Source organism: Tissierella simiarum, from assembly GCF_018917865.1.
Classification (GTDB): Bacteria; Bacillota; Clostridia; order Tissierellales; family Tissierellaceae; genus Tissierella_C; species Tissierella_C simiarum.
In genome coordinates this window covers 17,009-39,539 of sequence record NZ_JAHLPM010000024.1, presented here as the reverse complement: position 1 = coordinate 39,539, position 22,531 = coordinate 17,009, and the positions used below count along the sequence as shown (strand labels likewise).

Sequence of the window (22,531 nt, the reverse complement as noted above, 5' to 3'; positions counted from 1 at the left end):
CCAGCTCCACTTAAAAAGAAGAATGGAGGAGTTCCCGAGTTGGCCAAAGGGGACGGACTGTAAATCCGTTAGCTAAGCTTTCACTGGTTCGAATCCAGTCTCCTCCACCAAGTATGCGGGTGTAGCTCAGTGGTAGAGCCCCAGCCTTCCAAGCTGGTTGCGAGGGTTCGATTCCCTTCACCCGCTCCATAGACAGTCTTTTAAGAGGACTATAAAATAAGCACCTATAGCTCAGTAGGATAGAGCAACGGACTTCTAATCCGTGTGCCGGGGGTTCGAATCCTCCTAGGTGCACCATATATTGGGGTGTAGCCAAGTCGGTAAGGCACTAGACTTTGACTCTAGCATTCCACAGGTTCGAGTCCTGTCACCCCAGCCAAGTATGACCCATTAGCTCAGGCGGTAGAGCACCTGACTTTTAATCAGGGTGTCCGGCGTTCGAGTCGCCGATGGGTCACCATTTTTAAGGAGAGGTACCGAAGCGGTCATAACGGGGCGGTCTTGAAAACCGTTAGGGCTTTGCGGCCCACGTGGGTTCGAATCCCACCCTCTCCGCCAATTTAAATTAATTACAATATGGAGAAGTACTCAAGTGGCTGAAGAGGCTCCCCTGCTAAGGGAGTAGGTCCTTCACGGGGCGCGAGGGTTCAAATCCCTCCTTCTCCGCCACAATGGGCCTTTAGCTCAGTCGGTTAGAGCGCCCGGCTCATAACCGGTAGGTCCGGGGTTCGAGTCCCTGAAGGCCCACCATATTTTGTGTTTGCCCAGATAGCTCAGTAGGTAGAGCAGAGGACTGAAAATCCTCGTGTCGGTGGTTCGATTCCGCCTCTGGGCACCATTTTTTTTAGAAATTTTGGGGGCCTTTAGCTCAGTCGGTTAGAGCGCCCGGCTCATAACCGGTAGGTCCGGGGTTCGAGTCCCTGAAGGCCCACCAATCCATTATTTAACCATTGAATAGAATTAAGGGGTGTAGTTCAGTGGCAGAACGTCGGTCTCCAAAACCGAATGTCGTGGGTTCAAATCCTGCCACCCCTGCCATAATTGATTATGGGCGCATAGCTCAGCTGGGAGAGCACCTGCCTTACAAGCAGGGGGTCATAGGTTCGAGCCCTATTGCGCCCACCATTTTTCACACAAGGGCTTGTAGCTCAGGTGGTTAGAGCGCACGCCTGATAAGCGTGAGGTCGGTGGTTCGAGTCCACCCAGGCCCACCACCAAAAAAATAATTTAGGGGCCTTTAGCTCAGTCGGTTAGAGCGCCCGGCTCATAACCGGTAGGTCCGGGGTTCGAGTCCCTGAAGGCCCACCAAAATGAAACAGACCTGTATAGGTCTGTTTTTGTTATTTTTATAATGTATAGGATAATATATAAGAAGGTTTTTTATACTAGCTGTATAAATAATTGTTTTAATAAGCTTCTAATATTGTCCATACAATATTTTCTTTCAATCATTAAGATTAAAATATTTTGGGGAATTTTATATCCACTTAAGTCTTTAACATACATAGGAATTTCAAAATCATTTTTATCAATGTAAATACATTTTTCAGTAGGAGTAATATAGGCTTTTTTAAATTCTATAGAAGCCTTAAACTTATTAAGCTCTTCGGTAACTATATTAAAATATTGGCTAAAGCATATTATTTCCTTTTCTAAATTAGTATTGAAAAATCCATTAATATTAAACATATCACCATATAAAAAGATTTCATCTATGGTTAACAGAATAGTTTTCTTATTCAATACTAAATTTACACTTTTCTTATCTTTAATTAAATCTAAGATTTTTATAATGTCTAACATATAATATAAATCATCATAGTTATGTTTTAATATTTTATCCTTTAATATTTCATCTTTAGAAGTTATGTATTTATAATAAAAATCTATGCAATCTTTACCATTATATATATCTTCTCTAAAAATCCCCAAGTTTTCTTCTATTGTTTTCAATTTTAAATTATCAAAATTTAAAATTTGTTTATTTGCCTTTACAATAGAATATAGATCTGTCGAACTAGATTTAGATATAGTATAGTTTATACTATTATATTTTAATCTATAATTTATAAAAGGGATATCAAAAGAATCACCATTATAAGTAATGATATTATCAAAAGTAGAAAGCATAGAGATTAATTGCTCTAAAAGTTGCTTCTCTTCTTTCTGATTATTGGCAAATAACTGAGTTAAAGTCCAAAGATTATAATTCTTATCAAAATACAAGACGCCTACTAAATAGATAATATTATTTTTTCTACTAAGGCCTGTAGTTTCAATATCTAAAAAACAACCATCCATATTTTTAAAATAATCATTAATATTTAATTTATGATAAAATCTATCTGTAATAATTTCCATAATCATTCACCCTATATCCTATTATGTTATAATGTAATTATTCAATATATAGTTAATATCTTAAAATACTATATATTAATTATACATTGTAATGATTAGGAAATCAAAAGAGAATAAAGAGTTAAAATTAATTATACATGTAGATTGAAAGGAGAATTAAGTTAATTATGAAGGCTGATGAAATACAAATTTCTGATAAGACAAATGAGGAATTAAGGGATGAAATATTTTTATTAAACAATAAGCAATTATTAAATATTAGTCAAATGGCGTATTATGACATTATTAGTTCAAGTAAAAACTTATTAGATGTAATAAGAGATAATGAGTTTTGGAGAGAAATGAAATGTGATATGGAACATAAAATACTACTACAATATATGGAGATTCTAATGGAATCAATTAGAAATTCTATAAACCGTATATCTTCTAACGAAAGAGATAAGGAAATAGAGAAACTACTTAAAATCAGACAAGATCTATATGAATTAGGAACTATTATTGAAGGATATGATATAGAATTATCTTACATAGGGGAGATTGTAGATCAATATTCTATGAAGATTCTTTCTAAGACCCAATATAAGGAAACTGAATTAAATGATGAGAGTACAAATATAAATATGTTAATTGGTACTATAGAAAAGACTTTATCAGAATACAGAAAAGATTATAAGCAATTCATTGAATTGGTATCAAATATTATTAGAATGATACCTATGAGAATGGCTAAGGAGAGTTATTTCAGTATTATTAAGTCTACTCTAATGAGAAATTTTACAAATTATTCTAAAAGTTATATAGAAAATCAAGTCAATGAATACAAAAAACTATTTGATAGTTCTTTAAGGGATAGCTATGGTACAAAATTTGATAGCTTTTTTACTCAAATTCAAAAATTAAAAAATATAGAACTAAAAAGCAAAACATTAGAAGAACTTGAATCAATAGTAAGTGACATTATAATAATAGCTAGAAATATAGCTGAATTACACAGTTTAATTATTGGATTAGGATTATTAGTTAATAGAATAATAGTTGTTTATCTTACAGTAGACTTATTTGATAATTTAAAAGAAATTGAAGAGATTATTTATAATTGGGAGGATTATTTAAGAGAGAAGGATGAGAATATAATTAATAATATGAAAAGTATATTAGCCTTACAGGCTCAAAATATTGAAAAAGAGTTGAACTCTACACTAAATAGTTATGAATTAATAAAAGGAGAAGCTTTAAAGAGAGAGGGATTTTATAATGAGGATTTAAACAAGGAGCTTCTTTTTACAAGAAAAGTACTTACTTACTATAATGATATTATGTTTACAGATTATAAGTTATTATTTTCTAATGATGATCAGCCTATCACACTAAATTATTTAGAACAATCCGTAGATAGTCTAATTCAATATGTAAATAGAACTTTAAGCAATATGGATAATATGGAAAGAAAAATTAGAATGAGAAGACTTTTATCAGTATTAGAACTACCCTTTAATGGAATAGAAGATTTCTTAACTTATATTAAAAACGGACTTGATGAAAGAGTGATATCAAAAGAAGAAATTTATTTTACTACAAACTATATACTCTACTCTTTAGAAGAATTAAGGCAGTAATCTGCCTTTTTTTTATTGCTTATATTATTATATTTTTTGTCTCTATTGTCAATAATAGAAAAGAATGGAGGGTTAAAATGAGAAAAACAATAGGGATACCGAGAGGAATGTACTATCATGATTATCATCCTATGTGGACTAAATATTTTAATAATCTTGATGGAAAAGTAGTATTTTCACCAAAAACAAATAAAGATATACTAAATTTAGGAGTCTCTAAATGTGTAGATGAAGCTTGTCTTCCAGTTAAAATATTTCATGGACATGTAGAATATTTAAAAGATAAGGTAGATTATATTTTCATACCAAAGTTTATTAGTATATGTAAGAGGGAGTATTGTTGTCCTAAATTATTAGGTCTTCCAGATATGGTTAAACATAGTATTGAAGAGTTACCTATAGTAATTGAACCAGAAATAAATTTAAGAAAAGTAAATAGTTTACGAAATGCGGTAATAAATACGGGAAGAATATTTACTAGAAACCATTTTAAAATAGCTAATGCTTATATGGAATCAATGGAGTTTCAAAAATATTATAAAAGTTTATTATCTTTAGGGATAATCCCCACAGAAGACCACCAAAATACACATACAAAAGATATTAAAATTTTGGTTTTGGGGCATTCCTATAATGTATATGATGAGTTTATTAACATGAATATTTTTAATAAATTAATAGAAAATCATGTCAATATTATAACAGCAGATATGGTATCAGCTGATGACATAAATTATTATTCAAACATGCTTCCTAAAAGAATATTTTGGACTGACGGGAAAAAAATAATTGGCGCTGCTTATAGTTTATTAGAGAAAAACAGTATAGATGGAATTATATACCTAAGTGCTTTTGGTTGCGGTCTAGATTCTGTATTGGTTGATTTGATACAAAGGAAAGCGACCTCTAAAGGCGTTCCTTTTTTATTGATGACCATGGATGAACAAACTGGAGAAGCTGGATTTAATACTAGACTAGAAGCTTTCTTAGATATGATGGAATGGAGGAATAAAAATGAAGATTACATTTCCTCAATTTGGTAATGTATATATTGCAGGAAAAGCTTTTTTAGAAGAATTAGGACATGAAGTAATAGCTCCACCTGTTTGTAGTAGAAAAACTTTAGAAATAGGAACTAAACATTCTCCTGAAATGATGTGTCTACCATTTAAAATACTTGTAGGTAATTATATTGAAAGTATAGAAAAAGGAGCAGATACTATTTTGATTACGGGAAGTTGTGGTCCTTGTAGATTTGGATTTTATTCTTTGCTTCAAGACAATATACTAAAAGATTTAGGTTATGATGTGGATATAATAGTATTTGATCATATAGGAGAAGGTTATTCAAAGTTGAAATCTAATCTAAATAAAATTATTAACATGAAGTCTATGAAGGAAATCACTAGATCTGCTAAACTGGGTTTAGATTTAATAAAAAGAACAGATAATTTAACCCAGCTATCTAATGAAGTTAGAGCTTATGCTATCAACAAAAAAGAAGTTGATATTATAATGGATAAATATTATATAGACACTGGATCAGTCCATGGGGCAAAAGAAATGATAGAATTAATTAACCAAACAGAAGAAAAATTAAAGTTTGTAAAAATAGATAGAAATTATACTCCTATAAAAGTAGGAATAATAGGAGAAATATACACGATAATAGAGCCATTTGTTAATTTAGAGATAGAGAGGAAATTAGGTCATCTAGGAGTTCTTGTTGAAAAATCTATGACACCTACTAGTTGGTTAGAGCATCATGTATTCAATTATCCTTTTGGTTCAAAAGAAGAAAATATGAAATATAAATTAGCTAAACCTTATTTAAAAACCTTAGTAGGAGGGCACGGAAGAGAAACAATAGGTAGTGCCATATATTACAAGAATAAAGGATTTGATGGAGTAATTCAAATATTACCACTAAATTGTATGCCAGAAATAGTGGCAAAAAGTATATTAAAAACTGTGGAAAAAGATTTAGATTTTCCAATAATGACCTTAGTAGTAGATGAAATGACTGGAGAAGCTGGATATGTTACTAGGTTAGAGGCTTTTGTTGATTTAATTAATAAGAGAAAGGGGAATATAAACATTGGATAAATATTATATGGGACTTGATATAGGGTCTGTAAGTACTAACATAATACTTATTGATGATAAAGATAACTTAGTTTTTAAAAAATATTTAAGGACTCAAGGGAAACCCATAGATATGATAAAAGAAGGTATAAAGGAATTAGAAGAAAGTGTAGGGGAAAAAAATATATGTGGGGTTGGTGCTACAGGAAGTGGAAGGTATTTAGCTAATATAATTGTTGGTGCAGATGTAGTAAAAAATGAAATCACTTCTCATGCTGTTGCTGCCCTTGGATTCAATCCAAAAGTCAGAACTATAATTGAAATAGGAGGTCAAGACTCAAAGATTATTATACTCAGAGATGGTATAGTAACAGATTTTGCTATGAATACAGTTTGTGCAGCAGGAACAGGTTCTTTTTTAGACAGGCAAGCTTTAAGATTAGGCGTTAATATTAGTGAATTTGGAGATTTAGCCTTAAATTCAAAAAATCCTGTTAGGATTGCTGGAAGATGTGCAGTATTTGCCGAATCTGATATGATACATAAACAGCAGTTAGGCCATAATCAAGAAGATATTATAAAAGGTTTATGTGAAGCCTTAGTTAGAAATTATTTAAACAATGTAGGAAAGGGAAAGGAAATTCTGTTTCCTATAGTTTTTCAGGGAGGAGTAGCAGCCAATAAAGGTATAAAAGCCGCTTTTGAAAAAGAATTAAAGCAACAGGTTTTAGTTCCAGAAAATTATGATGTTATGGGAGCAATAGGTGCAGCAGCTCTTGGTAGGAAAAAAGCAGAAGAACAAGGGTATACTAACTTTAGAGGAACAAAACTTTATGAAAAGGATTACAAAGTAAATGGGAAAGAGTGTAATGGCTGTTCAAATCTATGTGAAATATTAGAGATATTTGAAGGTAATGAAGTTTTAGCTCGATATGGAGATAAATGTGGTAAATGGTCGCCTTAAGTATATACTTAAGGTTTTTTCTATGTTATAATAACTTTACAATATTTGTTAAAGGATGATGAGAATGTATAAGGAGAGTGCCATAAAGGGATTTAAAATCGGATAAATTAAAACTTATTGCTAGGTTTTTCGGCATATCTAATGCTGCTGTTTTTCTATTGTTAATAGGGTTGACCTTTGGCTTAGCTTATGGTGCAGGAGTTATTATAGAGAGTGCGAGAGAAAGTAATCTAAGTAAAAAGGATTTATATATACTTATGATATTTTTAATTGCCTGCCGTGCTGTAGTAGAAGATACATTTATATTCGTTGCAGTAGGAGCTAATTTACGGCTTTTACTTGGAAGTAGGCTAGGAGTTGCTGTAATTATTACTTATTTTGCTTCAAAAGTATTAAATAAAATAGAAGTTAATAGAAAAAGTTATGAGTAAATTTACATATATTAATTGAATTAGTTTTTAACCAATTAAATTAGGGGGAATATTATGGCTGTTATTAGTATTGACGATTTAAGACCTGGGATGGTAGTAGATAGAAATATTGAGAACTTTCAAACAGGCGCCATATTAGTTGCCAAAGGAACAGTATTAAATAAAAGAATAATTTCACAATTAATGAACCTAGGAATAGAACAAGTAGCTATATATATGGACAATAATGGAAGTATAGATGAACCTATAAATAATCTATCAGTCAAATATAAGTTTTTATCTAATAAATTAGATCGTATATTTAATGATGTAAAATATAGTAAAAAGGTAATTCTAAGTGAGATAAGTAGCGAAGTAGACCAACTAATTACAGAAATTACTAAAGAAAATAATGTAATAGGAAGAATTAAACAGTTAGAAGAGAAGGACGATTATACTTTCAACCATAGTTTAAATGTGTGTATGTTAGCTATCATGGTAGGTAAATGGCTTAATTATTCAAAGAAAGATTTAAAACAGGTAGCTCTAACAGGTTTATTTCATGATATAGGGAAGTTAAAAATACCAGATCATATAATTAATAAGCCAGATAAACTTACAATGGAAGAATATGAGATAGTTAAGAAACATTCAATATATAGTTATAACATCTTGTCCGGAACTGTTGGTATAAGTAAAAATATACTAATGGGAGTATTACAGCATCATGAAAGAGAAGATGGATCAGGATATCCTCAAGGATTAAAAGGAAATAAAATACATGAGTTTGCTAAAATTATTGCTATATGTGATGTTTATGATGCGATGACTTCTAACAGGTTATTTAAGAAAAAAGAATCTCCTTTGTTAGTTGCAGAGTATTTAAACAATGAGAGCTTTAATTCTCTTAATCCCTTAATAACTAGAGTATTTTTGGATAACATTTCTAGGTTTTATGTTGGTAATAAAGTGTTGCTAAGTAATGGGGAAATAGGTGAAATTGTATATGTTCATCCTCAACAGCCAACAAAAACTATAGTTAAGTCTGATAGTAGCTTTATTAATTTTCTAGAATATCAGGATGTTAAAATTATTGATATATTAAAATAGGTGCTTTAACAGCACCTATTTTAATATACATTATTCTTCAAAGTCGTCATCTTGATCTTCAGTCTGAGATAGTTCTTCAGCTTCTAAAGTTAAACGAGGACGAGGTCTTGAACCACTGCTATTTTCGTCTATTTGCTTAGGGAATAAGGTTGGGAAAGTATTACATATTGGAGATATCTCTGGAGATAACTCTGGGAATCCTGTTGATAGAACACAAAGTTGAACTGGCACTATAATTTTCTTTTCACAAGTTATACATATTGCAATGATTAAATCAATTCTTACTTCTCCTGTTTCTGGACAAATTCGTATATCTCTTGTAATACTATTTGTAGCTAACCTTGTTTCACAAAGTACACTACAGAACTCGGCAAATCTTGGGAAGAAAGCTGAATTGAATACTGAAGGTATACATAATTCAAAGAAATTTGTTAATATAATAGGTACATTTTGTGGTGCGATAGGAACGTTGGCTGTCAAAGTAACTCTAACTCTTCTGCCTCTTGAATCCAAAACTAGAACATCAATTTCTACTAAAACGTTACCTTTAATTCTAACTCTTTGAGTACCAAAAACGGGAGTTCCTCTTCCTCGTTCATCACATTCAGTAGTATCTGCAAAAATGATTTTTTCACTTCTCATTCCGTCTGGGCCAACTACTTCTACTGGATTACCTTTTTCATCTTTAACAAATTCTCCACCTGAAAGAGCTGTTTCTGGTTCAACTACTAAATTCCGTGGATCATTGATATTTCCAGGATTAAAGAATTTTCTACATCTTATGTCTAAAACTCTGAGTATTCTTGCACCTCTTCCTAAGTTAGGTGTAAATCTTACATTGTTTACAGTACTTAATGCTTGTAGATTTACTAGAGTAGCATCAAACACTTTTTGAACGTAAATTGGCTCTGTTCTTACTCTTCTAAGAGTACCATCCCATTCACATCCAGTATTTCCTGTACAACATCTTTCTCTTTCCCTTTCTCTATCACAGTCTCTATCTCTGTCTTTATCTCTATCGCAATCTCTGTCTCTATCTCTATCCCTACCACAATCTCTGTCCCAATCTCTATCTCTATCCCAATCCCAATCTCTATCTCTACAACAATCTGTTATTCCTAAATTTATTGATTCTGGTTTGAAGTTTGAATCCATTGTTTTTCCTCCTTTTAACAAAGTTGAGTTCTTGTTCTTAATGATAATATATTCCTTTTTTTATCATTGTGTTACAAATAATATAAGGTATATTTTTTTAAAAATAATAATATCTATTAACAAGAAAGAAAATAGGTGGTGTTTATATGACTTTTTTTAATAATAAATTATCTATTGTTTCAGATTCTTTGGATAATATTTTTTTGTTTAGATGGGAGGAAGGAAACATAAGCTTAAACTCATTTAATAATAGAACTAAAATATCTACTAAAGAAAAAATAGTGAAAGGAGCTTTACAAGAATACGATGTTTCTATTAGCTCCAAGGGAGATATCTATCTTATATATCAAGATGATACTATGAATTTAATCTTGACAGTATTAAGAGAAGATAATAGGGAGGATGTTAAATTAACAGCAGAGCCTATACCAGAAATATACGATTTACATATATTAAATAATAAGGAAGAACCTCATATCATCTATTTTGTGATGCTTCCTGATGAGGGAAAAAAATATAGAATGTACCACCATTATTTTAATGGAGAAGAATGGATAACACATATAGTAGATGAAGTGAGAGTAAAACAAATTTTGAATCCTATAAGGATTATTAAGGAAAATAATAAAATCATACTGGGATACTACAAATATGAGGAACAAGAAGAAATATATTATAAAGAATTTGATTTAGATAAAAAGCAGTGGAAGAACTCTTTACCTTTAACTAATAACGGAACTGATAGGTTATATTTAGACATGCTTAAAGATGAAGATCATATTCATTTAACTTATAGTGAGTATTATAATGGAAATTTTATAATAAAGTATGAAAGGCTTTCTTATGGAGAAGATGGATTTAAGAAAGATGTGGAAGAAACATTGTCGAATGAAGAAAATCCATCTAATCCAACTTTGATTTATTATGAAGATAAAATATGGATAGCTTGGATAGAATATGATAATGTTATGAGTAGGTATAGTGAAGATGGAGGACTTACTTGGAGTCCTATATACTTATGGAATGAATCAAAACAGGCAGATATTGTTAGGTACAAATGTTTAAATAGAGATAGTGAAGATAATATCACATTAAATTATTATTTTGGAAGAGTCCATCCAGAAATTGCCTTTATAGGTTTTGGATCCGTAGAAAATGCTACAGAAGTGCCAAGTAAAAAAAAAATAACCTTCAACAGGTATCCCAGGATATAGAATCTAATCTTATAGATAAACTAGAAAAAGAGATTATGAAAATAGAAGAATTACATTTTTTAATAGAGGAAATGGATAATAGGATTACAAAATTGGAGGAAATTATTAAATTAGAAAGAAATGAAGATTTAATAGAAAAGATCGATGGAATAGAGGATTTTCTGATAAGAAGAACTAGGGGATATTATTTAAGAGAAAAGAAAAAATAGTATAAAAATCTAACGTCTTAAAGGGACGTTAGATTTTTAAAATTTTAAGTATAATTTGTTTGATGAAATCTTAAAAAAGATTCTTTTCAAAAAGCTCCTTAATTTTTTCTAGATTATTAGTTAAACTTAATATTAACATTAATTTTATTCTAGCTTTTTGACCAGGTAAATTACTTCCGAAAATGACACCAATTTCCCTTAAATGTTTACCTCCACCATCATAACCATAAGTGTCTAATACTCTACCAGTAGGACATCTAGAAACCATAACTACAGGAACGTTGTTACTAATAGACTTTTTTATACCTGGAATCATAGTAGGGGGAATATTTCCTCTACCTAATGCTTCTATTACTATACCCTTATATGAAGAATCAATATAGAAATCTAATATATCTGATTCCATACCAGGAACACATTTAATTAGAGCTACTTTATTTTCAATTTTTTCAGTATCTATAAATTGGCGTGAAATAATATCTCTATAATAAATAACCTCATCATTATCTACAATACCTAGTGGACCAAATTCAGGAGATTTAAAGGTATCTAAAGATAGGGTATTAGTTTTTGTAACTTCACTAGCATCATTAACCTCATTGTTCATAACGACTAAAACACCTTTATTTCTAGATTTTTTAGAAATGGCTGTACATATGGCAGCCGAAAGGTTACTAGAACCATCATATCCTAATTCAGAGCTGTTTCTCATTGCACCAACTACAATTATTGGCTTTTCTGTATGAATTATTAAATCTAAAAGATATGCAGTTTCTTCTAAAGTATCTGTTCCATGAGTTACTATAACACCAGTTATATCTTTTCTATTGATAGTTTCTTTAACAACCATGGCTAAATCAATCATCATATTAGGAGTAATATGAGGGCTAGGTATATTTGAGAAATTTATAATTTCAATTTCTGCGAATTTTTCTATATTTGTTACCATAGCCATGATTTCTTCAGAAGATAAAGCTGGTATTGCTGCATGAATACGAGGATCTATTTTCATAGAAATAGTACCACCAGTAAATATGATGGCAACTTTATTTAGACTAGACATATGTAAAAACCCCCTTATATTTATCTAATTTAATTTTACCACATAATTTAATTAAAAGAAGATAAAAAAAAGACTCCTAATTAGGAGTCTTTCATCCAACTTGGATGTAATATAAACCGTTCAAAAGGGGTATTGGGAATAGAGATCTTATTTGAGGTTACCAGGGGGATAACCACATACAAAGTATAACAAATTACGACACAATATGCAATACTTTTTTAAAAAAAACTTATTAGTTAGATACAATAAGTAAAAATACATCTGAAATTCCTTTAATATAATTAAAAAATCTTATATAATAGTTATGAACTGAAATAATTTATTATGGAGGGAATTTAATGGATAGAATGTTTTCTGAAGTAAGTGAAAATTTAAAGAAAAATGGTTTTTTAGTAAAAATTTTCAATAATACTGTGGAAGCAAAAGAAGATTTATTAAAAGAAATTTCTGTAGATGAATCTATAGCTATAGGTGGCTCTATGACTATTTCTAATATGAATATATATGAGGAATTAAAAAACATGGGGAATCAAGTTCACTGGCATTGGAAAGCAGAAGATAAAAAAAAGGAATTGTCTCTAGCTAGAAATGCAGATATTTATCTTTCCAGTACAAATGCTCTTACTTTAGATGGAAAATTTGTTAATATTGATGGTACAGGAAACAGAGTTTCTTCTATGTTTTATGGACATAATAAAGTATACATAATAGTAGGAAAGAATAAATTATGTAAAAATTATGATGAAGCGATTAAGAGAATAAAGACTATAGCAGCTCCAAAAAATGCAGAAAGATTGAAAATTAACACTCCTTGTAGATTTACAGGAAAGTGTAGTGATTGTAATTCCCCTGATAGAATGTGTAAGGCTGAAGTCATTATTCATAAAAATCCAGGTGCTACAGAAATAAATGTATACTTAGTAGATGAAGAACTTGGATATTAATAAGATGAGGTGGTATTTTGGCAGTTTATTTAGATAATTGCTCTACAACGAAACCGAGAGAAGAAGTTATTAATGTTATTACAGAAAGTCTACGGGAGGATTTTGGAAATCCGTCTTCTCTTCATAGATTAGGAATTAAATCAGAGAAAAAAATTGAACAAGCAAGAGAATTAATTTCCAACTATTTAAGAGTAAATAAAGGAGAAATCTATTTTACTTCTGGAGGCACAGAAAGTAATAATATTGCAATTCAAAGTATTATAAATAAATATGCTAGAAGAGGAAATCATATAATAACTAGTAGAATAGAACATTCTTCCGTTTTAAATACTATGAAATATTATGAGAGCAAAGGATTTGATATTACTTATTTAAATGTGGATAAATATGGATATATATCTTTGGAAGAACTCCAGAACAGTGTTAGAGAAGATACTATATTAGTATCTGTTATGCATGTAAACAATGAAGTGGGTGCAATAGAGCCTATAGGAAAAATTAAAAATATATTAAAACAGTTAGGATCAAAGGCTTTACTTCATGTAGATGGAATTCAGTCTTTTGGAAAAATAAAGGTTTGTCTAAAAGATCATGATATAGATACCTATTCTTTTAGTAGTCATAAAGTATACGGACCAAAAGGTATTGGAGGCTTATATATAAATGATAGATTAAATCTTTCTCCCATAGTATATGGAGGCAATCAAGAGAAGGGGATTAGATCAGGTACAGAAAATTTGACGGGTATAATAGGCTTTGGTGAAGCCGTAAAGATAATGGGAGCTAATTTTGAAAGAGAAGTCAACCATGTATTTCAGTTAAAAACTTATTTTGCAAATAGAATTCAAGAAGAAGTTGAACACATAAAAATCAATACGATCTTAAACCAAGAGTCGTCTCCATATATCTTAAATATTTCCTTTAAGTATATTAGAGGAGAAGTATTGCTTCACTATTTAGAAGATAAGGGAATTTATGTTTCCACTTCCTCAGCTTGTTCTTCAAAAGGTACAGAGAAAAGTCATGTTCTAAAAAGTATGGGATTAACTAATGAAGAGATTGAGGGTGCTATAAGAATATGTTTTTCTTATGAAAATACTAAAGAAGAAATTGACTACACTATCCAAATATTAAAAGATTCCATAGCAGAAATTAGACAAATTATTATGAGGTGATAATGTGGATAAAGTTCTAAGTGTAAGTTTAGGAGAAATTGCTTTAAAAGGTTTAAATAGAAAGTATTTTGAAAATCAGTTAATTAGTCAGATGAAAAAAGTAATAAAAGATATTGGATATAATAAAATATATAAAGAACAAGGAAAGATTTATATAGAAGCAGAAGAAATTCACTTTCCCCAAATGATAAATCGATTAAAAAAAGTGTTTGGTCTAGTATATATTAGTCCCTGTATAAGAGTTGAAAAAGATATGGATGAAGTCGCTAAAGCTTCAATAGAAATAATGAAGGATAGAGTAAATAGAGGAGATGTTTCTACTTTCAAAGTAGAAACCAACAGAGCGGATAAAAAATTTCCAATTAAATCTCCTGAAATTTCTCGACAAATGGGAGGAGTAATTTTAACTAATTTTAATGACTTAAAGGTTGATGTTCATAATCCTGATGTTTATTTATATATTGACATAAAACAAAATTGTTATATATATATAGATAAAATAAAAGGATATGGCGGATTACCTATTGGTACAAATGGTAAGGGATTACTATTACTCTCTGGAGGTATTGATAGCCCAGTAGCTGGATTTTTAATGGCTAAAAGAGGAGTTGAAATTAGCTGTATTCATTACCATAGTTATCCTTTTACAAGTGAAAGAGCAGAAGATAAGGTTAAAAGCTTAGCACAAATATTATCTAGATATACTGGAAAAATTACCATGTACAGTGTAAATGTTTTAGATATACAAAAATCAATAAATGCAAAATGTCCTGAAGATGAAATGACAATATTATCTAGAAGATTTATGATGAGAATTGCAGAAAAGATAGCTATAAAAAATGGAATGAATGCTCTAATAACAGGGGAAAGTTTGGGGCAAGTAGCTAGTCAGACTATTAACGGAATTAGTGTAACAAATGCAGCAGTAAACTTACCTATATTAAGACCTTTAATTGGACTAGATAAGGTAGAAATAATAGATATAGCTAAAGATATTGAAACCTTTGAAACTTCTATTTTACCTTTTGAAGATTGCTGCACTGTATTTTTACCAAAACATCCAGTGACAAGACCAAAACTTCAAGATATAGAAGTATCAGAAAGTGCCTTAAACGTAGAAGAATTAGTGGACAATGCAATTGAAAGAATGGAAGTGTACACAATAGACTAAAAGAAATAAGGAGAAAATAAGTTTCTCCTGTTTTTTTATTGACACTAGTGTCGATTATGATAAAATGTAGTAAAGGCAAATTTTAGTATTATAAAAAGAAAGGGGGATAGTAAACAATTGCCTAAAATAGTTGACTATGAAGAGAAGAAAAAAGAGATAATTAAAAAAGCTAAATTAGTTTTTGAGAAAAAAGGATATTACAATACTAATTTATCCCACATATCCAATAAATGTGGCATGGGAAGGACTACAATTTACCAGTATTTTAAAAATAAAGATGAAATATTTTATCATACTTTAGGAAGTACTTTGGAAGAAATTAAGGCAGAGGTAGAGGGAATTAAAGCAAATAATGATCTAACTTTCATAGAAAAATTACAAGAAATAGTCCATCTATTGACTAAAGAAAATGGCAACAACAATACATTTATATTATTGGTAGAAATATGGCTAGTATTAAAAAGAGAAGAAAATGAGACCCTAGAAAAACTTAGAAGTTATTCTAAGGACTTAAAGGTAGTAATAAATGATCTAATTATAGAAGGAATTAATGAGAAAGAAATCAAACAAATCGATAGTGAAAGTATGGCAGAAACTATTTATAATTTTATTGAAACTTTTACTCTCCAAAGAACCTCTAACCTTCAGGAAGCTAGAAGGAGGCTTGATTCATTTAATGTTCTTTTAGATGGATTAAGAGTCTAGTAAAGGGGGATATTTATGGCAATTGTAAAACAATATATTAGTACAAAGGTCGTGAACGAAGGATTAAAATATATTGAAAAAAATCCAATGGAAAATTTAAATAAATTACTAGATTGGTCAGAAAAAATAATAACAAGAGAGAATCATAAGAAGCATTTAGAAAACTTTAAAGACATTGTAAATGATAAAGATAGTAACTGGTATCAACTAATGGAAAGATTTTTTGATGAATTGTCACCAAGTTCTAGGAAAAACTTTATGATTAATTATATGATAAATTCTGGCATTGTAGGGATACCTATTCAAGATAAGATGAAGAAAAAACATGATTGTAATATACCTTGGGCAATATTAATGGATCCAACAAGTGCTTGTAACTTAAAATGTACTGGTTGTTGGGCTTCAGAATATGATAAGACAGATTCATTAACCTATGAAACTCTTGATAGGATAATTAGAGAAGGGAAAGAACTAGGGATATATATGTATATTTATTCTGGTGGAGAGCCTCTAGTTCGTAAAGAGGATTTAATTAAGTTAGCAGAAAAACATAATGATTGTTCATTCCTTTCTTTTACTAATGCTACTTTAGTAGATGAAAATTTTGCAAAAAAACTTGGGGAGTTAGGAAACTTTGGATTAGCTATTAGTGTAGAAGGTTTTGAAAATGAAACAGATATGAGAAGGGGTAAGGGAACTTATAATAAAGTAATGGAAGCAATGGATTTATTGAAAAGGGAAGGTGTTATCTTTGGATTTTCAACCTGTTATCATAAGTATAACACCGAATCTGTTGGTTCTGAAGAGTATTTAGATTTTTTAATAGATAAAGGTTGTATGTTTGGTTGGTATTTTACTTATGTACCTATAGGGAAAGATGCAGTTACAGATTTAATGGTAACTTCAGAACAAAGAGAGTATATGTATCATAAAATTAGAGAATTAAGAAAAGAAAAACCAATATTTATAATGGATTTCTGGAATGATGGAGAATACGTAGACGGATGCATAGCAGGAGGAAAGAATTATCTTCATATTAATGCTAATGGAGATGTAGAGCCTTGTGCTTTTATACATTATTCCAATGTGAATATTAAAGAGGTGAGTTTAATTAAAGCATTGCAATCTCCTATTTTTAAAGCTTATAGAGATATGCAGCCTTTTAATGAAAATCATTTAAGACCTTGTCCACTATTAGATAATCCAGAAAAATTAAGAGAAATGGTCAAGAGGGCTAATGCTCACTCCACTCAACCTATTGATAGAGAAGAAGTAGAAGAATTGACGGCTAAAACAGAAGAAGTGTCTAAAGAATGGGCTGAAACTGCTGATAGACTTTGGGCAGAACACTTGGAAAATAAAGAATGTAAAGAAGGTGCTTATAATTAAAAAGCTGGGAGACCAGCTTTTTTATTTGATAATACTCATAGATTTATTTAAGTGTAGATATTATAATTAATGGGTAGTATTATATATAGTAAAGACAAAAAAAGGAGGATGGCAATGAAAGGAAAATTCATAGTAATTCTTGGAGTAGTAGTATTATTAGTAGCATTGTTTGCAGGAACTTATAATAAGTTAGCTGTATTAGACGAGAATGTAGACAGTGCATGGGCTCAAGTTGAAAATGTATTAAAGCGTAGAGCAGATTTAATACCAAATCTTGTGAACACAGTAAAAGGTTATGCTAGCCATGAAAAGGAAGTATTAGTAGGTATAACAGAAGCTAGAAGTAGATTTACAGAAGCTAAAACTCCTGAAGAATATGCTCAGGCTAATGAAGGATTAAATACGGCTTTAACAAAATTATATGCAGTAGTGGAAAATTATCCAGAATTGAAAGCCAATCAAAATTTTACAGAGTTACAATTTGAATTATCTGGAACAGAAAATAGGATTGCTACAGAAAGAATGAGATATAATGATTCAGTTAAAGCTTTTAATACTACCATAAGAAGATTTCCTACCAATGTTATGGCTAAGGTTTTAGGATTTGAAAAGAGACAATATTTTGAAATAAACCAAAAAGATGCAGAAGTACCAGAAGTTAATTTTTAAGAGGTGTTTAAATGAAAAAGAATAAGATAAGTTTTATTATTCTTTGTATCATAGTACTTCTAACTAGTAATGTTTATGGAATTAGTTATAAGTTGCCAGAACCTAGTTACTCATTTTATGTCTATGATGAAACAAATATTATAGATAGTAATTTGGAAAATTATATAATAGAGACAAATAAGATGCTTTATAAAAAGACTGGTGCTCAAGTGGTAGTAGCGGCAGTGGATTCTCTTGAAAATATGGATATAAATTCATATGCTACTAAATTATTTGAAAAGTGGAAGATTGGCAGCAGGGAATATGATAATGGTCTACTCGTTTTAATAGTACCTAATGACAGAGAAATATGGATTGAAGTAGGATATGGATTAGAAGGAGCTCTTCCTGATAGTAAAATAGGTAGAATAATTAATGACTCAATAATCCCTTATTTTGCAGATGGAGAATTTTCCCAAGGAATATTAGCGGGATTTAATGAAATATTAAATAATATTGAAAAAGAGTATGATGTAAATCTAAATCGGGATAAAATTGATGAGGATTTATACGACTTTGGAGACACAAGAGGACAATTTAGTGTTTTTAATTCCTTTGGTAAAATAATGTTGGTAGTAGGGATTATAATTTTTCTATTTATTGATTTTAGATTTTTTAATGGATGGATTACTTATTCTCTATTAAGAGGATCTGGAGGAAGTGGCTATAGAGGAAATTCATCAAGAGGTAGTGGTAGATCTTCTGGAGGAGGAGGTCGCTCTGGAGGAGGAGGGGCTGGAGGAAAATGGTAATATAAAAAATAATATAAATTTTGAAAAAACCAGTAATTGATACTGGTTTTTTATATTAAGTAAAAAGATTTATATATTAAACTTATAATTTTCAGAAAACTTCCATAGGCTTGTAATTTAGAGGGATTAAATATTTAAATAAATTTTAAAAAACATATTGACTTTTACCGTTATTTTTAGCTATAATATGATAGTTACCAAGAAAGTTTAGTAATTATAAACAAAGGGTTTAATATATAATTAGTTTAAACAGGAGGAACTCTATGAAAATTGGTGAAAAAATTAAGAGACTTAGGACTCAGAATTCTTTGACTCAAGAAGAATTAGCAGATAGATGTGAGTTAACTAAAGGATTTATTTCTCAACTAGAAAGAGATTTGACCTCTCCTTCTATTGCTACATTGGTAGACATATTAGAAGGATTGGGAACTAATTTGAAGGATTTTTTTAATGAAATTGAAGATGAGAAGATTGTTTTTTCAAAAGATGATGCCTTTGAAACTGAGAATGAAGAATTAAAATATACTTTAAAGTGGATAATACCTAATGCACAAAAAAATGTTATGGAACCAATACTTATAGAATTAGAACCAGAAGGAAGATCAAAAGAAGATTCTCCACACGAAGGTGAAGAGTTTGGTTATGTAGTAAGTGGAAATATCTTTATTCATATAGGTAGTGAGAAACATAAAGTTAAAAAAGGAGAAAGTTTTTATTATAAAGCCAATGCCAATCATTATATCTCAAATGCAGGAAAAACAAAAGCAACTATTGTTTGGGTGAGCACGCCACCAAGTTTTTAGAAGTAATAAGGGGGGTTTATAATTGGAAAAAAACTATGCAGTTGATTTAAAAAACATTTCAAAAGAATATAATGATGTTACTGTACTTAATGATATAAATCTTTATATTAGAAAAAATGAGTTTCTAACCTTATTAGGTCCTAGTGGATGCGGAAAAACAACAACCCTTAGGATTATTGGAGGATTTGAGCAACCTACAGAAGGAAAAGTCATATTTGAAGGTAAGGATATAACAGAGGTACCGCCTTATAAAAGACAAATAAATACTGTTTTTCAAAAATATGCTCTTTTTCCTCACATGGATATATTTGATAACATTGCTTTTGGATTAAAAATAAAGAAAATATCAAATGATGAAATAAGTAAAAGAGTAAAAGAGATGCTAAGGCTTGTAAATTTACAAGGTTTTGAAAATCGTTCTATAGATTCATTAAGTGGAGGACAACAACAAAGAGTAGCTATAGCTAGAGCATTAGTGAATGAACCGAAAGTTCTTCTATTGGATGAACCTTTGGGAGCTTTAGATTTAAAACTTAGAAAAGATATGCAAATTGAACTTAAAAATATGCAGAAAAGAGTAGGAATTACTTTCATCTATGTTACTCATGATCAAGAGGAAGCTCTTACTATGTCAGACACTATAGTGGTTATGGACAAAGGAGTAATACAACAAATAGGCACACCTGTTGATATATATAATGAACCTAAAAATGCTTTTGTAGCTAAATTTATAGGGGAAAGCAATATTGTAGATGGTATTATGCATGAAGATTTTTTAGTTGAATTTTGTGGGAAAATTAATAATTGTGTAGATAAGGGCTTTGAAAAAAATGAAAAAGTAGATGTTGTTATTAGACCAGAAGATTTAGAGATAGTTAGACCAGAAGATGGTATGCTTAAGGGCAAAGTTACTTCTGTTACATTTAAAGGAGTACACTATGAGATGATAGCCAAAAGTGAGGATACAGAATGGATGATACATAGTACTATAATGAAACCTATTGATACTATAATAGGAATGAATGTATCTCCTGAAAATATTCACATAATGAAGAAGGTGAGAGAATAATGAAAATGAAAAGGACCTCCTATCCTTATATCCTTTGGATGGGGATATTTATTGTAATCCCACTTTTTTTAATTTTATTTTTTTCAATAACAACTGGCGACAGCCAAAATATTAGTACATTTAAATTTAGTCTTGATAACTTCAAAAGATTTTTTACTCCGGTTTATTTAAAAGTATTAGGAAGATCTGTTAATTTAGCATTAATATCTACAGTTATTTGTTTAATTTTAGGATATCCAATGGCGATGATAATATCTAAAGAAAAAATTAAGAAAAGAAACATGATGATATTAATGTTTGTAATTCCAATGTGGATGAATTTTTTACTTAGAACTTATGCATGGTTAACATTATTGGGTAAAAACGGATTTGTTAATTATATAGTAACCAAATTAGGTTTCCAGCCTTTAAATTTAATGTATAATGATAAGGCTGTTTTACTAGGTATGGTTTATAACTTTTTACCATTTATGGTTTTGCCAATTTATTCAGTTTTAATTAAAATAGATAAAAGTCTTATAGAGGCAGCAGAAGATTTAGGAGCTAATAAGCTAAAGGTTTTTATGAAAGTTATTCTTCCTTTAAGTGTACCCGGAATTATCACAGGAATTACTATGGTGTTTATACCAGCGGTTAGTACTTTCGTTATATCAAGATTACTAGGAGGAAATAAATATACTCTTATTGGTAATGTAGTAGAACAACAATTTTTATGGACAGGAGATTGGCATTTTGGATCATCAATGTCTATAATACTGATGATATTTATTTTAATAACAATGGCCATTACTTCTAAATTTGATAAAGATAAAGAAGGAGGAGGTGGGGGACTATGGTAAATAAGAGCTTAAAGAAATTATATACTTTCTTAATATTTGCATTTTTATATGCCCCCATTATAGTTTTAATAGTATTCTCTTTTAATAGTTCGAAATCAAGAGGAGTTTGGACAGGATTTACATTAAAATGGTATGTTGAGTTATTTAAAGATGCAGAAGTGTTAAAAGCTTTATATAACACATTGCTTATAGCAGTATCATCAGCAATTATCTCAACAATAATAGGTACTTTTGCTGCAATAGGTATTTACAATATGAATGGGCTAGGAAAAAAAGTAGTATTAAATTTAAACTATTTACCAGTATTAAATCCAGATATAGTTACAGCAGTTTCTTTAATGACTCTATTTAGGTTTTTAAGAATTGAGTTTGGGTTTATAACTATGCTCTTATCCCATATTACCTTCTGTATACCTTATGTAATATTATCAATACTTCCTAAGCTAAAGCAAATGAATAAACATTTAGCTGAAGCTGCTATGGATTTAGGTGCTACACCTTTATACGCTTTAAGAAAGGTTATAATACCAGAAATAATGCCAGGAATAATAACAGGAGGTCTAATGGCTTTTACATTATCTATAGATGATTTTGTCATTAGTTTCTTTAATACTGGTCCAGGAGTTTCAAATTTAAGTATAACTATATTTTCAATGGCTAGAAGAGGAATAAATCCTGTTATTAATGCATTATCTACATTAATGTTTATTGGCTTGTTAGGATTATTATTAATAATAAATAAAAGAACAGATAAAAATCAAGGAGAAAGAGGTGGTTTAATATGAA

The 22,531-nt window shown here is 30.1% G+C and carries 22 protein-coding genes and 14 tRNA genes; 33 read left to right on the top strand and 3 right to left on the bottom strand.

Annotation, left to right across the window (positions count from 1 at the left end; translation table 11 throughout):
* Positions 1 to 24: 24 nt before the first annotated feature.
* The 14 genes from KQI42_RS18990 (at position 25) to KQI42_RS18925 (ending at position 1,308) form a co-directional block, all read left to right on the top strand.
* Positions 25 to 110 (top strand) — tRNA-Tyr (locus KQI42_RS18990).
* A gap of 5 nt (positions 111 to 115) precedes the next feature.
* Positions 116 to 189: transfer RNA gene (locus tag KQI42_RS18985), tRNA-Gly, on the top strand.
* 31 nt (positions 190 to 220) lie between these two features.
* A tRNA-Arg gene (locus tag KQI42_RS18980) sits at positions 221 to 297 on the top strand.
* A gap of 5 nt (positions 298 to 302) precedes the next feature.
* Positions 303 to 379, top strand: a tRNA-Gln gene (locus KQI42_RS18975).
* A gap of 5 nt (positions 380 to 384) precedes the next feature.
* A tRNA-Lys gene (locus KQI42_RS18970) sits at positions 385 to 460 on the top strand.
* Between the two features lie 7 nt (positions 461 to 467).
* Positions 468 to 558, top strand: a tRNA-Ser gene (locus KQI42_RS18965).
* 20 nt (positions 559 to 578) lie between these two features.
* Positions 579 to 669: transfer RNA gene (locus KQI42_RS18960), tRNA-Ser, on the top strand.
* A 4-nt stretch (positions 670 to 673) separates the two neighbouring features.
* A tRNA-Ile gene (locus KQI42_RS18955) sits at positions 674 to 750 on the top strand.
* Positions 751 to 762: 12 nt separating this feature from the next.
* Positions 763 to 838: transfer RNA gene (locus KQI42_RS18950), tRNA-Phe, on the top strand.
* Between the two features lie 19 nt (positions 839 to 857).
* A tRNA-Ile gene (locus KQI42_RS18945) sits at positions 858 to 934 on the top strand.
* 29 nt (positions 935 to 963) lie between these two features.
* A tRNA-Trp gene (locus KQI42_RS18940) sits at positions 964 to 1,038 on the top strand.
* Between the two features lie 11 nt (positions 1,039 to 1,049).
* Positions 1,050 to 1,125, top strand: a tRNA-Val gene (locus KQI42_RS18935).
* A 12-nt stretch (positions 1,126 to 1,137) separates the two neighbouring features.
* Positions 1,138 to 1,214, top strand: a tRNA-Ile gene (locus KQI42_RS18930).
* A gap of 17 nt (positions 1,215 to 1,231) precedes the next feature.
* Positions 1,232 to 1,308: transfer RNA gene (locus KQI42_RS18925), tRNA-Ile, on the top strand.
* A 72-nt stretch (positions 1,309 to 1,380) separates the two neighbouring features.
* On the opposite strand, the gene KQI42_RS18920 is transcribed toward KQI42_RS18925, so the two are convergent.
* Positions 1,381 to 2,361: a ribonuclease H-like domain-containing protein gene (locus tag KQI42_RS18920; protein WP_216522045.1), complete on the bottom strand. Its 981-nt coding sequence runs from the start codon at positions 2,359 to 2,361 to the stop codon at positions 1,381 to 1,383.
* A gap of 167 nt (positions 2,362 to 2,528) precedes the next feature.
* On the opposite strand from KQI42_RS18920, the gene KQI42_RS18915 reads away from it, so the two are divergent.
* The 6 genes from KQI42_RS18915 (at position 2,529) to KQI42_RS18890 (ending at position 8,549) form a co-directional block, all read left to right on the top strand.
* On the top strand, positions 2,529 to 3,980 hold the full coding sequence (locus KQI42_RS18915; protein WP_216522044.1) for a hypothetical protein: 1,452 nt from the start codon (positions 2,529 to 2,531) through the stop codon (positions 3,978 to 3,980).
* Between the two features lie 77 nt (positions 3,981 to 4,057).
* Complete coding sequence (locus tag KQI42_RS18910; RefSeq protein ID WP_216522042.1) at positions 4,058 to 5,023, top strand: acyl-CoA dehydratase activase-related protein; 966 nt, start codon at positions 4,058 to 4,060, stop codon at positions 5,021 to 5,023.
* The gene (locus tag KQI42_RS18905; protein WP_216522040.1) at positions 4,995 to 6,086 is read left to right on the top strand and encodes an acyl-CoA dehydratase activase-related protein; all 1,092 of its coding nucleotides are present in this window, start codon (positions 4,995 to 4,997) and stop codon (positions 6,084 to 6,086) included. Before KQI42_RS18910 ends, KQI42_RS18905 begins: the two co-directional genes overlap by 29 nt.
* Positions 6,079 to 7,029: an acyl-CoA dehydratase activase gene (locus KQI42_RS18900; protein WP_216522039.1), complete on the top strand. Its 951-nt coding sequence runs from the start codon at positions 6,079 to 6,081 to the stop codon at positions 7,027 to 7,029. The genes KQI42_RS18905 and KQI42_RS18900 overlap by 8 nt, the downstream gene beginning before the upstream one ends.
* A gap of 158 nt (positions 7,030 to 7,187) precedes the next feature.
* Positions 7,188 to 7,460 (top strand): hypothetical protein, encoded by a 273-nt coding sequence (locus KQI42_RS18895; RefSeq protein WP_216522037.1) that lies wholly within the window; start codon positions 7,188 to 7,190, stop codon positions 7,458 to 7,460.
* Positions 7,461 to 7,514: 54 nt separating this feature from the next.
* A complete protein-coding gene (locus KQI42_RS18890; protein WP_216522035.1) occupies positions 7,515 to 8,549 on the top strand; it encodes an HD-GYP domain-containing protein in 1,035 nt (344 codons plus the stop codon).
* Between the two features lie 30 nt (positions 8,550 to 8,579).
* Here KQI42_RS18890 and KQI42_RS18885 read toward each other — a convergent pair whose 3' ends face one another.
* Positions 8,580 to 9,704 carry a hypothetical protein gene (locus KQI42_RS18885; protein WP_216522034.1) on the bottom strand — a complete coding sequence of 375 codons (1,125 nt, stop codon included), beginning with the start codon at positions 9,702 to 9,704 and terminating at the stop codon, positions 8,580 to 8,582.
* Between the two features lie 146 nt (positions 9,705 to 9,850).
* Here KQI42_RS18885 and KQI42_RS18880 point away from each other — a divergent pair, with 146 nt between their 5' ends.
* Both KQI42_RS18880 and KQI42_RS18875 read left to right on the top strand, forming a co-directional pair.
* On the top strand, positions 9,851 to 10,918 hold the full coding sequence (locus KQI42_RS18880) for a hypothetical protein (protein ID WP_216522033.1): 1,068 nt from the start codon (positions 9,851 to 9,853) through the stop codon (positions 10,916 to 10,918).
* 35 nt (positions 10,919 to 10,953) lie between these two features.
* The gene (locus KQI42_RS18875; protein ID WP_216522032.1) at positions 10,954 to 11,127 is read left to right on the top strand and encodes a hypothetical protein; all 174 of its coding nucleotides are present in this window, start codon (positions 10,954 to 10,956) and stop codon (positions 11,125 to 11,127) included.
* Positions 11,128 to 11,197: 70 nt separating this feature from the next.
* Here the strand turns inward: KQI42_RS18875 and KQI42_RS18870 are convergent, their stop codons facing one another.
* Positions 11,198 to 12,190: an asparaginase gene (locus KQI42_RS18870; RefSeq protein ID WP_216522031.1), complete on the bottom strand. Its 993-nt coding sequence runs from the start codon at positions 12,188 to 12,190 to the stop codon at positions 11,198 to 11,200.
* A gap of 338 nt (positions 12,191 to 12,528) precedes the next feature.
* Between KQI42_RS18870 and KQI42_RS18865 the strand changes: the two genes are divergently transcribed.
* From KQI42_RS18865 to KQI42_RS18815, 11 genes are all read left to right on the top strand, one after another.
* Complete coding sequence (locus KQI42_RS18865) at positions 12,529 to 13,134, top strand: lactate utilization protein (protein WP_216522029.1); 606 nt, start codon at positions 12,529 to 12,531, stop codon at positions 13,132 to 13,134.
* Between the two features lie 17 nt (positions 13,135 to 13,151).
* Complete coding sequence (locus KQI42_RS18860) at positions 13,152 to 14,309, top strand: cysteine desulfurase family protein (RefSeq protein ID WP_216522027.1); 1,158 nt, start codon at positions 13,152 to 13,154, stop codon at positions 14,307 to 14,309.
* 4 nt (positions 14,310 to 14,313) lie between these two features.
* Complete coding sequence (thiI, locus tag KQI42_RS18855) at positions 14,314 to 15,480, top strand: tRNA uracil 4-sulfurtransferase ThiI (RefSeq protein WP_216522026.1); 1,167 nt, start codon at positions 14,314 to 14,316, stop codon at positions 15,478 to 15,480.
* A gap of 117 nt (positions 15,481 to 15,597) precedes the next feature.
* On the top strand, positions 15,598 to 16,185 hold the full coding sequence (locus KQI42_RS18850; RefSeq protein WP_216522025.1) for a TetR/AcrR family transcriptional regulator: 588 nt from the start codon (positions 15,598 to 15,600) through the stop codon (positions 16,183 to 16,185).
* 15 nt (positions 16,186 to 16,200) lie between these two features.
* The gene (locus KQI42_RS18845; protein WP_216522024.1) at positions 16,201 to 17,574 is read left to right on the top strand and encodes a radical SAM/SPASM domain-containing protein; all 1,374 of its coding nucleotides are present in this window, start codon (positions 16,201 to 16,203) and stop codon (positions 17,572 to 17,574) included.
* A gap of 114 nt (positions 17,575 to 17,688) precedes the next feature.
* On the top strand, positions 17,689 to 18,243 hold the full coding sequence (locus tag KQI42_RS18840; protein ID WP_216522022.1) for a LemA family protein: 555 nt from the start codon (positions 17,689 to 17,691) through the stop codon (positions 18,241 to 18,243).
* 11 nt (positions 18,244 to 18,254) lie between these two features.
* Positions 18,255 to 19,034: a TPM domain-containing protein gene (locus tag KQI42_RS18835; protein ID WP_216522020.1), complete on the top strand. Its 780-nt coding sequence runs from the start codon at positions 18,255 to 18,257 to the stop codon at positions 19,032 to 19,034.
* A gap of 263 nt (positions 19,035 to 19,297) precedes the next feature.
* Positions 19,298 to 19,837 carry a helix-turn-helix domain-containing protein gene (locus KQI42_RS18830; protein ID WP_216522019.1) on the top strand — a complete coding sequence of 180 codons (540 nt, stop codon included), beginning with the start codon at positions 19,298 to 19,300 and terminating at the stop codon, positions 19,835 to 19,837.
* Positions 19,838 to 19,859: 22 nt separating this feature from the next.
* Positions 19,860 to 20,906 (top strand): spermidine/putrescine ABC transporter ATP-binding protein, encoded by a 1,047-nt coding sequence (gene potA, locus KQI42_RS18825; protein ID WP_216522018.1) that lies wholly within the window; start codon positions 19,860 to 19,862, stop codon positions 20,904 to 20,906.
* On the top strand, positions 20,906 to 21,745 hold the full coding sequence (locus KQI42_RS18820; RefSeq protein ID WP_216522017.1) for an ABC transporter permease: 840 nt from the start codon (positions 20,906 to 20,908) through the stop codon (positions 21,743 to 21,745). Before potA ends, KQI42_RS18820 begins: the two co-directional genes overlap by 1 nt.
* Positions 21,739 to 22,530 carry an ABC transporter permease gene (locus KQI42_RS18815; RefSeq protein WP_216522016.1) on the top strand — a complete coding sequence of 264 codons (792 nt, stop codon included), beginning with the start codon at positions 21,739 to 21,741 and terminating at the stop codon, positions 22,528 to 22,530. Before KQI42_RS18820 ends, KQI42_RS18815 begins: the two co-directional genes overlap by 7 nt.
* The last annotated feature ends 1 nt before the right edge of the window (position 22,531 follow it).

Coding starts and splice junctions, on each gene's coding strand:
- KQI42_RS18920 (WP_216522045.1), bottom strand. CDS start 2,361: ATGGAAATTATTACAGATAGATTTTATCATAAATTAAATATTAATGAT.
- KQI42_RS18915 (WP_216522044.1), top strand. CDS start 2,529: ATGAAGGCTGATGAAATACAAATTTCTGATAAGACAAATGAGGAATTA.
- KQI42_RS18910 (WP_216522042.1), top strand. CDS start 4,058: ATGAGAAAAACAATAGGGATACCGAGAGGAATGTACTATCATGATTAT.
- KQI42_RS18905 (WP_216522040.1), top strand. CDS start 4,995: ATGAAGATTACATTTCCTCAATTTGGTAATGTATATATTGCAGGAAAA.
- KQI42_RS18890 (WP_216522035.1), top strand. CDS start 7,515: ATGGCTGTTATTAGTATTGACGATTTAAGACCTGGGATGGTAGTAGAT.
- KQI42_RS18885 (WP_216522034.1), bottom strand. CDS start 9,704: ATGGATTCAAACTTCAAACCAGAATCAATAAATTTAGGAATAACAGAT.
- KQI42_RS18880 (WP_216522033.1), top strand. CDS start 9,851: ATGACTTTTTTTAATAATAAATTATCTATTGTTTCAGATTCTTTGGAT.
- KQI42_RS18875 (WP_216522032.1), top strand. CDS start 10,954: ATGAAAATAGAAGAATTACATTTTTTAATAGAGGAAATGGATAATAGG.
- KQI42_RS18870 (WP_216522031.1), bottom strand. CDS start 12,190: ATGTCTAGTCTAAATAAAGTTGCCATCATATTTACTGGTGGTACTATT.
- KQI42_RS18865 (WP_216522029.1), top strand. CDS start 12,529: ATGGATAGAATGTTTTCTGAAGTAAGTGAAAATTTAAAGAAAAATGGT.
- KQI42_RS18845 (WP_216522024.1), top strand. CDS start 16,201: ATGGCAATTGTAAAACAATATATTAGTACAAAGGTCGTGAACGAAGGA.
- KQI42_RS18840 (WP_216522022.1), top strand. CDS start 17,689: ATGAAAGGAAAATTCATAGTAATTCTTGGAGTAGTAGTATTATTAGTA.
- KQI42_RS18835 (WP_216522020.1), top strand. CDS start 18,255: ATGAAAAAGAATAAGATAAGTTTTATTATTCTTTGTATCATAGTACTT.
- KQI42_RS18830 (WP_216522019.1), top strand. CDS start 19,298: ATGAAAATTGGTGAAAAAATTAAGAGACTTAGGACTCAGAATTCTTTG.
- KQI42_RS18820 (WP_216522017.1), top strand. CDS start 20,906: ATGAAAATGAAAAGGACCTCCTATCCTTATATCCTTTGGATGGGGATA.
- KQI42_RS18815 (WP_216522016.1), top strand. CDS start 21,739: ATGGTAAATAAGAGCTTAAAGAAATTATATACTTTCTTAATATTTGCA.